The organism is Candidatus Chloroploca mongolica, from assembly GCF_004762035.2.
GTDB classification, from domain to species: Bacteria; Chloroflexota; Chloroflexia; order Chloroflexales; family Chloroflexaceae; genus Chloroploca; species Chloroploca mongolica.
In genome coordinates this window covers 23,151-34,977 of record NZ_SIJK02000053.1, presented here as the reverse complement: position 1 = coordinate 34,977, position 11,827 = coordinate 23,151, and the positions used below count along the sequence as shown (strand labels likewise).

Sequence of the window (11,827 nt, the reverse complement as noted above, 5' to 3'; positions counted from 1 at the left end):
CTTGCGGGTGCCTTGGCGGGGTGCATACACGGAAGATGCAATCGCCCTGTGTCCTGGATACCAGGCTATTGACAAGGATGGATAGCCCGCGTATAGTGCTATAGCGAATTGCGTGCCGCAGTTTGTTACTATTCTTGGCTTAGCCTGGGGCGCTATGGGAGACAAACTTGTTATCGTCGAGTCGCCGTCGAAGGCGAAGACGATCCAGAAATATCTTGGTCGTGGGTATCGGGTCACTTCGAGTATGGGCCATGTGCGTGATTTGCCCAAGAGTGATCTGGCGATTGATGTCGAGCACAATTTTCAACCCGTCTATGAGGTGACCAAAGAGAAGGTCGTCAGTGAATTGCGCCAGGCGATGCGCAACGCCGATGCGATCTATCTTGCGACTGACCCCGATCGTGAGGGTGAGGCGATTGCGTGGCATATTACCGAGGCCATCAAGCCCGGGCGTACGCCGGTGTATCGCGTTGTGTTCCAGGAGATTACGCGTAATGCGGTGCAACAGGCACTCGATCATCCCCGTGCGATTAATGAGAATCTGGTCAATGCCCAGCAAGCTCGCCGGGTGCTCGATCGACTCGTCGGCTATCAACTGAGTCCCTTGCTCTGGGATAAGGTCAAGCGCGGGCTTTCCGCTGGCCGGGTGCAGTCAGTCGCGGTGCGTCTGATTGTCGAACGTGAGCAAGAGGTCGAGAGCTTTGTGCCCGTTGAGTACTGGACCATCGAGGCTGATCTGCTGAAGACCGGGGGTACGGCCCCGCGCGATGCGTTCCGCGCAACACTGATCGAGCGCGCAGGCAAGAAACTCGATAAGTTCGCGGTGCCCGATCAGGAACAGGCCGATGCGATTGTGACTGACCTCGACCGCGCTTCCTATCGCGTGGTGAAGGTGACCCGCAAAGATAAGCGCCGGAGCCCCGCTCCGCCCTTTACGACGTCGACCCTGCAGCAAGAGGCCGGGCGCAAACTCGGGTTCAGTGCCAAAAAGACGATGATGCTCGCGCAGCGTCTCTATGAGGGGGTCGATCTTGGGGGCGACGAGGGGGTCAGCGGTCTGATCACCTATATGCGTACCGATAGTACCAATGTGGCCAGTGAAGCGCAAGCCGAGGCGCGGCGCTTGATCGAAAGCCGCTTTGGGCGTGACTATTTGCCCGATAAGCCCCCTGTGTATAAAACCAAGGCGAAAGGCGCCCAGGAGGCACACGAGGCGATCCGTCCGACAAGTAGCGAGCGGGCACCCGAGCAGGTCAGTGCGATCCTCGAACGCGATCTCTTCCGGCTCTATGAGTTGATCTGGAAGCGTTTTGTCGCCTCGCAGATGGCACCGGCTATCTTTGATAGTACGACCGTTGATCTTGGGGCCTGGACACCGACAGCGCCAACTGGCAATGCGCCCTATCTCTTCCGGGCAACCGGCTCGGTGCTCAAGTTCCCCGGTTTTCTTGCGGTCTACAATGTCAGCCTTGATGAGGGCGAAGAGGACGAAGATAGCGAGCGCCGACTGCCTCTTCTCGTCGAGCAGGATCCGCTCGATCTGCTGGAACTTCTGCCCATCCAGCATTTCACCGAGCCGCTTCCCCGCTTTACCGAGGCAAGCTTGGTCAAAGAGCTTGAGCGCCTTGGCATTGGGCGGCCTTCGACCTATGCTTCGATCATTTCAACCATCCAGGAACGTGATTATGTGACGGCTGCCGACAAGAAGTTAATCCCAACGACCCTCGGGCGGGTCGTCACCGAGCTCCTTGTGCTCCACTTTCCGAATATTGTTGACTACGATTTTACGTCGGCCCTTGAACAGCAACTTGATGATATTGCCGACGGATCAAAGGCTTGGGTGCCTGTCCTCCACGAATTTTATGCGCCGTTTCAGAAGACCCTCGCTGATGCGAAGGTTGAGATGCGCAATCTCAAGCGCGAAGAGATTGTCACCGATCTCCAGTGTCCCAAGTGTCAACAGGGTCTGCTCGCCATCAAGTTCGGACGCAATGGTGAGTTCCTTGCTTGTACCCGGTACAGCAAAGATGGTGGCCCTGAATCGTGTGACTTCACCAGTGATTTCCATCGCGACAGTGACGGCAAAATCGTTCTCGATAAAGCCAGCGCCCCCGAAACCAGCGATGTGATGTGCAATCTCTGTGGGCGGCCAATGGTGATCAAAAAGAGTCGCTTCGGGCCATTCCTCGGCTGTTCAGGCTATCCCGAGTGCAGCAATACACGGCGCCTCGGCAAAGATGGCAAGCCCGTGCCCCTTCCCGAACCCACCGGTGTGGCCTGTCCCAAGTGTCACGAGGGCGAATTGCTGCGGCGCCGGGGGCGCTTTGGGCGGCCCTTCTTTGGCTGCTCACGCTATCCAAAGTGCGACTATCTGACCAACAGCCTCGAAGAGATGGCCCCGGTCGAAGCAACCCCAGTGCAAGCTGAGAGCAAAGAGAAGGCAACCAAGAAAACGACCGCGACGAAAAAGGCGGCCACCAGCAAAAAGACGCCGACCAACAAAAAGGCGGCCACCAGCAAAAAGACAACCAGCACAAAAAAAGAGCCTCCCCGTAAGAAAAGCGCCTGAACGGGCCTCTTAGCACAAACACCTGCGCAGGGCGAACCCTGCGCAGGTGTTTGTGTTCCTACTCCTCGCCACGGGCAAAACGGTCGGTTAGTTCGCGTGCTTCATAATCGGTATACTGCTTGGGCGGGGTCTTCATAAAATAACTGCTCGGACCATCGAGGGCACCGCCAAGGCCACGATCAAGGGCCAGTTTGGCACAACGGATCGCGTCAATCACCACCCCGGCTGAGTTAGGCGAGTCCCAGACTTCGAGCTTTAATTCGACGTTGAGCGGCACATCCCCAAAGGTCGTGCCCTCCATGCGAATATAGGCCCATTTGCGGTCGCCCAGCCACGGCACATAATCGCTTGGGCCGACATGCACCGAGGCTTCCGGGAGTTCGTAGTTCAACTGACTCGTCACGGCGTTAGTTTTGCTGATCTTCTTGCTCTCGAGGCGCTCCCGTTCGAGCATATTCAAAAAGTCGGTATTGCCGCCAAAATTGAGTTGATAGGTGCGATCCAGGCGCACCCCACGCTCTTTGAAAAGGGTGGTCAAGACACGGTGGGTAATCGTTGCCCCCACCTGGCTCTTGATATCATCGCCAATGATCGGCAACCGCTTCTCTTCAAAACGGCGCCGCCAGTACTCCTGGCTGGCAATAAAGACGGGCACACAATTGATGAACGCACAGCCAGCCTCAAGGATCTGCTCGACATACCATTTCGTTGCCATTTCGCTGCCCACTGGCAGGTACGAGATAACGACATCCGTTTGGGTCTGCTTGAGAATGCCAACAATATCATCGGTATCGCGTGGCGACTTGGTAATGACCTGACTCAAATATTTGCCAATCCCATCGTGGGTCATGCCTCGCGACACGGGCACCCCGAGGTGCGGTACTTTGCTAAAAACATAGGTATTGTTTGGCTCAGCAAAAATCGCTTCTGAGAGATCTTTGTCAACTTTGGTATCCGCAATATCAAAGGCCGCCGAAAATTCGATATCGCTAATGTGATACCCGCCCAGCGTTACATGCATGAGCCCTGGAATATCATCGCCCTCGCGGGCCTCACGGTAATAATGAATGCCTTGCACGAGCGACGAGGCACAGTTTCCAACGCCAATAATCGCGACCCGGATCTTCTTGTTCACAGAGTGCATACCTTTCTCATCAAACCACATACCAGCTATGGTATCTTTATATGGTAACGCAACATGATACAGCGCCTGAACTACCTTGGCAAGTCGGCAAGGTAACAGGCCAGCCTGAGAGCGCGAGCGTCTCGCCTTCGGGATGCCTTCGAGGACGGAACGCCCTCGCTCCCAGGACAAGTGTGAACAGTTCAAGGGAAGCGATCATCATAATGAATCAGAACGAAGTCGAAGTACTCGCCGAGATCCAGGAGTACCTGGTGGTCAATCTCGCCGACGAGCATTATGCCATCCCCGGGATTGCGGTACGCGAAGTTATGCGCTGGCAAACTCCAACAAGTGTCCCCGGAGCCCCCGCGATCATGCCTGGGCTGATTAGTCAGCGTGGCGTCATTTTTCCCGTGATCGATCTGCGCCTGATACTTGGTCTGACGCTGAACCTCGCAACCCGTGCAACCCGCCTGGTGCTGGTAGAGCACGACGTCACGAGGATGGCCCTGCTCGTGGATACCGTCGTTGATCTTGTGCCCCTGACCGCCAAGAGCATCGCGCCTCCACCGGCGGCCCTTGATGCCCAACGGGTACGTTTGCTCGCCGGCGTCACCACCCTTGAAGGAGCAACCCTGGCGGTGCTCAACCTTGGCGCACTGGTCGCAGTCCTCCACGAAACACTCTGAAGTACGCACTGGTGCCTGTTTCGTTCGTTCGCTCAGTATCATAGAAAGTAACAGTGAGGTTACGCGCATGACCCTGGTTGAGTGAGGCGAAAGCTACTATGCTCCTGCTTGAGATCCATATCGCTGACCAGTGCTACCTGGCCCCTCAAACCCACGTCGATCACCTGAGCCAGTTGCTGCCAACGACGGCCCCTGAGCAGGATGATGCCCGGGGTCGTCCGCTGATCTATGCTGAACTTGGAGCGTTGCTTGGTTCTCAAGTGGAGGCCAAGCCCGATCGGTACCATGCTTTGACCATTACCCTGCGTCGCCGCACCGTGGTCTTGCTGGTCGATCGGGTTGAACGCCTGACGCAGCCAGAAGAGGTGCACCCCTTACCCCCGCTGATGCGCAAACACCTCGCTCGTCCGTGGTTTACCGGGGCTGTCATCCTTGAACAGCGACTGCTCCTTGTGCTTGATTTGCAGCGCATTGCGACCGATGTGGCCCTCGGGGTTGTGTGAGATCGTGTCTTGATCGGGAATGAAACCTATGCAAACGACAGCAACTGTGGGAAGGTTTGACCATCAGGAAGAGGACGAGAAGCTTGTCCTGCTGCTCGATCACCAGAGCATGATGCATCTGTTGAACGCGAGCGGCTTTTCGCTTTCGATTATCTTTCTCTTTTCGATGGGTTTTTTGTGGAATTCGGCGAGCATCGGACAACTGACGGTCTGGTTTGTCGCCGTCCTGGTCATTGTCTCGCTGGTGATGTATGTTGCGGCTTTTTTTCTTATCCGGAACCGGAATACCGTCCTGGGACGTCGCATCCTCTTCTATGCAATGATTCTCTGTTCAACGATTGGCGTCATCCTCTTCGGTGGTCCGCTTGGCCCGCTCGCCTTTATGTTTCTGGTGCCCGTGATTAGCGCTGGCTTGCTGGGCAACGGGCGCGATAGTTTTTTTGTCGCCGCAGCAACGATGGTCATCTATATGGGCCTGTTCATCACCCAGACCAGGAACCTCTACACGCCGATGGATCTCTCGCCGGCGGTCAACGCGGTTATTTTCAGTTTGACGGGCTGTTTCATCGCGTATATGTCGGGCATGAGTGGCCGCGATCTGGCGATGGTCGTCGCCCAGTCACAGCAGCGGGCGCAGCAGTTGATCGAGAAGACCGATCAGTTGATGCAAAAGAATATTCAGCAAATCGAACTGGGCAGTGAGCTCGCCGCCGCCGCAGGGCAGTTGCAGGTTGCCTCGCAATCGCAGGCGAGCGGGGCGACCGATCAGGCGAGCGCCGTCTCTGAGGTTTCGACTACGATTGAACAACTCGGCAGCACGGCGCGCCAGATTGCGCAACTGGCTGACCATGTCTCGCAAGCCGCCCAACAGACACTCGAAAATCTGAGCAGTGGGCAGGACGCCGTTGATGAGAGCATTCAAGCCATGGAACGCATCCGTGGCCGGGTGTCGGATGTCTCGAATCGGGTGCTCAGCCTCGGCGAGCGTTCGCAGCAGATTGGCGAGATTATTGACCTGATTGACGACATCTCTGACGAAACCCATCTGCTTGCACTCAATGCGGCGATCGAGGCGGCGGGTGCCGGTGAACACGGGCGACGCTTTGCCGTGGTCGCCGCTGAAGTCAAAAGTCTGGCCAATCGAACGCTCGCGGCCGCACGCGAAGTCAAAGGTGTCATTGCAGAGATCCGCCAGGCGACCTCAGCCTCGGTGCTGGCCTCGGAAGAGGGGAGCAAAGAGGTGGAACGAGGGGTCGAACTTGCCCATCGCGCCGGCCAGACGATGGACAATATCGTGATGGTCGCCGAACGGACGGCCCAGAGCGCCGCCGAGATTGGCCTGGCGACCGCGCAACAGCAGAGTGCCAGCGAGCAGGTGGTCGAAACGATGCGCGAGATCGCTGAGGTGGCCCGCCAGACGGCGCTTGGCTCACGGCAGATGGCTGAAGCGGCTGTTACGCTGACCTCGATTGCCGATCGCCTTCACGGAATTGTGGCGAATGAAAAGCAGTAACCACTATGGATCTGTCGAGTTTCTATCATCAATTTCGTGAAGAGAGCGTCGAGAATGTCCGTGTTCTCGGTGAGGGCTTGTTGAACCTGGAACAAGCCACTGATCCAGGTGAGCAGCAGGCGACGATTGCCCAGATCTTTCGCGCGATGCATACGATTAAGGGTTCGGCCCGTATGCTCGGGTTTGATGAGGTTGGCCGGTTGGCCCACGAGCTCGAGACGGTGCTGGGCGAGATGCGCCAGGGCAAACGTGCGCTGGAACGCCCGCTTGCCAATGTCTTGCTGCGCAGCGGCGATGCCATCCTGGAACTGATCAATGCCACGATCGAGGGTCGCCCCTGTCCCGTGAATGTGGATGAACTGATTGGTGGTCTGGGCGGTGCGCAGGCCAACGCAGCGCCAGCCGCTATGCCAGCAACAGACGTGTCCGAAGCACCACCAGCACCTGAGGCAGCACCTCCCCCTCGTGGAACTTCGGCCAGTGCGGCAGCACCTCCATCGACAACCGTGCCCTTAAGCCGTGTTGTCAACCAGCGTCATCAGAACCAGCCGACGATCAGGGTACGGGTTGATCGCCTGGATCGGATGCTCAACCTTGCCGGCGAACTGGTTATCAGCCAACAGAGCCTGGCAAATCATGGCGAGCAGTGGCAAGAACTGCAAAACAAATGCTCGCAACAACAAGCCGCGATGCTTGCGTTTGAAGAAGCTCTGGAAAGCATGGCTCTGACGGGAGGACAACGCAAACAACTTGATCAGCACCTGGGGAGCTTGCATGCTATCGGCCGCGAAGTCCGTGGGCTGATCCATCAAGAGAGTGATCGCGTCATGCGTCACACCAACCAGCACGCCCAACTGGTCAAAGATCTGGAACAGGAGGTGATGCGCGCCCGACTCTTGCCCATCGCGACGGTCTATGCCGGCTTGCCCCGCGCCGTCCGCGATCTCACGCAGACGACCGGCCACGAGGCCAGGATCGAATTGTACGGCGAAACCGTTGAACTTGATCGCAAAGTCCTGGAATTGATCAACGACCCACTCATGCATATGGTGCGCAACGCGGTTGATCACGGCATCGAACCTCCCGCCGAACGCGAGGCGGCAGGCAAACCACCCTACGGCTTGATCGAAGTGCGCGCCGAAACGCTTGGCGGCAAAGTAAGAATCATCATCAGTGATGATGGTCGTGGCATGGATCCGCAACGCCTGCGTGAGCGCGCCGTGCGGCTCGGTCTGCTCTCGGCCGAGGCGTCCGCATTGATGCCCAATAGCGAAGCCTTCGAACTAATCTTTCAACCCGGGTTTTCGACGGCACAGCAGATCACCGAGATCTCGGGACGTGGCGTTGGCATGGATGTTGTGCGCGCCAATCTGACCGAACTCGGTGGACAGGTCGAAGTCGAGTCTGAACTCGGCCACGGGAGTCGCATTATCCTCACGTTGCCCTTAACCCTCGTCACGACCCGCATTTTATTGGTACGCACAGGGCGATCGATCTTTGCGCTGCCAGCCACAAGCTGTTATGGTACTGTCTGGGCCTATCACAACGAGATCCGCTCGCTTGAAGGCCAGCCAACGATCCTTGTTGAAGAGCGTACGCTTGCCCTGATCGCCCTCGCCGAACTGCTCGGCCTGTCAGAACCGTCGCCATTCAGTCGCCACAGCCGTGTCCCTGCCATTATCACGGGGAGCAACCAGCGCCCCGTGGCGTTGCTGGTGGATGAACTGGTCGACGAGCGTGAAGCCGTGGTCAAACCACTTGGCCCCTTGTTCGAGAAGCACCAACACTTCGGCGGGGCCATCCAGCTTGGCGATGGTACCCTGGTGCTGTTGCTCAATCCGGTGCAGGTCATCCAGAACAAACGGAGCAACATCGTCGTGAGCCAGGCCCCGACAGTCCAGCGTTCACGGTTGCTGGTCGTGGATGACTCGTTTACCACCCGAGAATTGATCTGCAGCATTTTGCAATCGGCAGGGTATGAGGTCACGCCAGCCATCGATGGCGCTGATGCCCTCGGGCGGATGCAGCAGCAGCCATACGATCTTGTCGTTAGTGACATCGAAATGCCACGAGTTGACGGTTTTGGCCTCACCAGCCAGATCCGCGCCAATCCGACCACCAGTCGCATACCGGTCATCCTGATTACGAGCCTGGCCTCAGAAGAACATCGCCGCCGTGGGTTGGAGGCAGGCGCACAGGCCTATATTGTGAAGAGTCAGTTCAATCAAGAGAGCCTGCTTGATGTAGTGCAGCAACTGCTTGGCACAGCGAACTGACCAGACATCCTGACCAGAGGGTTACTATAAGGAGGGGGCATGACACACAAGATTCTTGTCGTTGATGATAGCAAACTCATTACGGATATCGTCAAGATGCGCCTGGAAATGTTTGGGTACGAGGTACGCCTGGCCGGCAGTGGCGAAGAGGCCCTGGCAATGATTGAAGAAGAAGCCCCCGATCTGATGGTGCTTGATGTTCAGATGCCGGGCATTGACGGCTTTGAAGTCTGCCGCCGTGTGCGGAGCAGGCCCGAGCTTGATGAGTTACGCATTATTATGTTAACCTCCAGTGATGAAAAACATGCCGCCTTTGAGGTAGGAGTTGACGATTATCTCAACAAAGATGTCGAGCTCTTCAATCTCCCCAACCGCATCAAGCTGGTGCTTGAGATGTAACCCAGAAATCGGGTTCTTTATGAACAAAACCTTGCGCATTCTGATCGTTGATGACTCGGCCCTGGCGCGCAGGCTGCTTCGTGAACTCCTGGAAAGCGATCCGCTGGTCGAGGTCGTGGGTGAAGCGTGCAATGGACGTGAAGCGATTGAGATGGTTGTGGCGTTACATCCGGATCTCGTCACGATGGATGTGCGGATGCCAATCATGGATGGGGTCGAGACCACCCGCCAGCTCATGGCCTACCATCCGCTCCCCATCCTTGTCCTGACAACCTCACTCAGTAGTTATGATATTGACATTACCTTTCAGATGCTCGGTGCAGGCGCACTTGATGTGATGGAGAAACCGCGGCTTGATCAACCAGGGGCCCTCGAAGAGGCCCGGCGGTCACTCGTACGCAAGGTGCGCATGCTCGCCCGGATCCAGGTTGTGACTCATTTGCGCGGGCGGCGCGGCAAGCAGAGTGACACCTATGTCGTGCCCGCCGAAACATCCCCAGCTGCACCCGAGAAACCCGCTCTGCCCGTGCCCCCCAAACCACCGCCGCAGCCAGGGGCAAGCGGAGCTCCCCTATTCAAGCCCGTGACCCCACTCGCCACAGGCATACCACCGCACACGATGACCCCGATGCGCAGTGCAGCGTGTCGTTTTGATGCCGTGGTGATCGGGGCCTCAACCGGCGGCCCGCGGGTGGTCTGCCAGATCCTGGCGCGCCTGCCAGGTGACTTTGCGGCAACCGTGATTGTGGTGCAACATATCGCACAGGGGTTCAGTACCGGCATGGCTGAATGGCTCAGTGATCAGCTTACGTTGCCAGTTCACCTTGCCACTGAAGGGATGCGCCTGCAAGCAGGCCATGTCTTTCTGGTTCCTGATCAGTTTGATCTGCTCATTCAGCCGAATTGTACCGTTCATCTAAGTGGATTGCCTCTGTTGATGCAACGTCCGGCGGTTGATATCGCGATGCAGTCGGTGGTTGCCGTCTTTGGGGCCGCAACGACCGGCGTGTTGTTGACCGGGATGGGGCGTGATGGTGCCATCGGCATGCGCACGATCCGTCGTGCCGGCGGGTTTACGATTGCCCAAGATGAAGCAACATCGACCATCTTTGGCATGCCACGAGCGGCCATCGAACTTGGGGCAGCCGATCTTGTATTGCCCCCTGAGCGCATTGCAACCACGTTGATCAAGCGCTTTGCCCCAGGACCTCAATGACTATTGGCAAGAGAGTGGAACCTATGTACCTGGCGCTGGCGCGAAACGAACTGCTTAAACAACCTGATCTTGTGATGCTGCGGGACAGGATTGCGACCGCCTATGGTCTCTATCTGGATGATACACGCACCAGAACGCTGGAAGCAGCCATTCAACAACGGAGTAGCGCGCTTGGCATGTCGACTGAGCGTTATACGAACCAACTCACCAATCAACCTGATCAGCAAGAGCTCCAACTCCTCACGGAAGAATTGCTCAATCACGAAACACAGTTTTTTCGCAACCAACCGCATATGCAGGCGCTCCGTGAGGTCATCTTGCGCGAGTTGCATCAACGCCTGCCCCCCGGTCAACCCCTGCGTCTCTGGAGTGCCGGCTGTGCGACGGGCGAAGAAGCCTATTCACTGGCGATTACCGTCCTCGAAACTTTTGGCGAGCCACTTCCCCGCCCCATTCGCATCTGGGCCACTGACCTGAGTAGCGCCGCCCTCACGCGGGCAAAAGCCGGGGTCTATAAAGGGCGGAGTCTGGCAAACCTGACCCCGCAACAACGTGTCCGCTATTTTGACGCCCACGGGGCTGAATTAACGGTTGCCTCGCGGGTACGACGCCTCGTTCAATTTGATCAGTTCAATCTCCTCGACCCGATTCCGGCCCAGGGGCAGGGCGTCGATATCCTGTTTTGTCAAAACGTCACGATCTATTTTCAAATCAATACCTGTCGTTCCCTGATGGAACGTTTTTACCATGCGCTCAATGATGGCGGCTTCCTCTTTCTTGGCTTTTCCGAGACGCTCTGGAACATTTTTAACAAGTTGCGCTGGCGTGAAGTGGGTGACTCTTTTGTGTACTACAAAGACACCGCAAAAATAGACGAGCAACGGTATCGCCGCACGCTAGCCTTGCCTACCGATCCTGGCCCACTGTCACGCGGGGTGCCTGCTCTAGCGCCAGCGTGTCAGCCAGAACTATCCCGCGCAACGCGACGCCCTTCACGCCCGAGCCAGCCGCACATCGATCATCGTGCAACCAGCGCCATCATTGAGCAGATCCAAGGTTTGCTTGATACAGGCCAGACGGAAGAAGCGCTAGCCCGCTTGCAGAGTTTGCCCCTGATCGGCAGCGCTGCACCTCAGATCCTCGCCTTGATGGCCCGGGCGCATGCCAACCGGGGCGACTTTGAACTGGCTGGGGCCGAGGCGCATCGCGCACTTGAGTTAAATCCCTTGACGACCGAAGCCTATTGCTTGATCGGGCTAATCTATGCGCGCCAGCATCGCCATAGTGCGGCCCTGGTTCAGTTCGAACGAGCGCGGTACCTTGATAATCAATCACCCGTGCTCGCCTTTCATCTTGCCGAGTGTTATCGTCAACTGGGACGGCGCGATGATGCCCTCCGCGAATATCGCAACTGTATACGCCAGTTAACTCGCCATCCGCCCGACAAACTGCTTGATGGCGTCGCGGCACGGTGGCTCAGTGAGACATGTCGGCGTTCGATGGAAGGATTACGTCCTGAGCGCAAATACAACCTGTAAG

The 11,827-nt window shown here is 57.2% G+C and carries 9 protein-coding genes; 8 read left to right on the top strand and 1 reads right to left on the bottom strand.

The features are described 5' to 3' along the window. Window positions 1–154: 154 nt before the first annotated feature. Window positions 155–2,569, top strand: coding sequence for a type I DNA topoisomerase (gene topA / locus EYB53_RS20270; RefSeq protein ID WP_135480428.1), 2,415 nt, complete (start codon window positions 155–157; stop codon window positions 2,567–2,569). A gap of 58 nt (window positions 2,570–2,627) precedes the next feature. Here topA and EYB53_RS26685 read toward each other — a convergent pair whose 3' ends face one another. Continuing rightward, window positions 2,628–3,704, bottom strand: coding sequence for an inositol-3-phosphate synthase (locus EYB53_RS26685; protein WP_135480426.1), 1,077 nt, complete (start codon window positions 3,702–3,704; stop codon window positions 2,628–2,630). Between the two features lie 212 nt (window positions 3,705–3,916). Here EYB53_RS26685 and EYB53_RS20260 point away from each other — a divergent pair, with 212 nt between their 5' ends. From EYB53_RS20260 to EYB53_RS20230, 7 genes are all read left to right on the top strand, one after another. Beyond that, window positions 3,917–4,381 carry a chemotaxis protein CheW gene (locus EYB53_RS20260; RefSeq protein ID WP_135480424.1) on the top strand — a complete coding sequence of 155 codons (465 nt, stop codon included), beginning with the start codon at window positions 3,917–3,919 and terminating at the stop codon, window positions 4,379–4,381. A gap of 98 nt (window positions 4,382–4,479) precedes the next feature. After that, window positions 4,480–4,884 (top strand): chemotaxis protein CheW, encoded by a 405-nt coding sequence (locus EYB53_RS20255; RefSeq protein ID WP_135480422.1) that lies wholly within the window; start codon window positions 4,480–4,482, stop codon window positions 4,882–4,884. Window positions 4,885–4,912: 28 nt separating this feature from the next. Further along, window positions 4,913–6,397 carry a methyl-accepting chemotaxis protein gene (locus EYB53_RS20250; RefSeq protein ID WP_135480420.1) on the top strand — a complete coding sequence of 495 codons (1,485 nt, stop codon included), beginning with the start codon at window positions 4,913–4,915 and terminating at the stop codon, window positions 6,395–6,397. A gap of 5 nt (window positions 6,398–6,402) precedes the next feature. After that, entirely contained in the window at window positions 6,403–8,673 is a 2,271-nt protein-coding gene (locus EYB53_RS20245; protein ID WP_135480418.1) for a hybrid sensor histidine kinase/response regulator, read from the top strand. 39 nt (window positions 8,674–8,712) lie between these two features. Continuing rightward, window positions 8,713–9,072, top strand: a complete 360-nt coding sequence (locus tag EYB53_RS20240; RefSeq protein ID WP_135480416.1) for a response regulator — start codon at window positions 8,713–8,715, stop codon at window positions 9,070–9,072. Between the two features lie 19 nt (window positions 9,073–9,091). Beyond that, window positions 9,092–10,288 (top strand): chemotaxis-specific protein-glutamate methyltransferase CheB, encoded by a 1,197-nt coding sequence (gene cheB / locus EYB53_RS20235; protein WP_135480414.1) that lies wholly within the window; start codon window positions 9,092–9,094, stop codon window positions 10,286–10,288. Further along, window positions 10,285–11,826 (top strand): CheR family methyltransferase, encoded by a 1,542-nt coding sequence (locus EYB53_RS20230; RefSeq protein WP_254151162.1) that lies wholly within the window; start codon window positions 10,285–10,287, stop codon window positions 11,824–11,826. Before cheB ends, EYB53_RS20230 begins: the two co-directional genes overlap by 4 nt. Window position 11,827 lies beyond the last annotated feature (1 nt).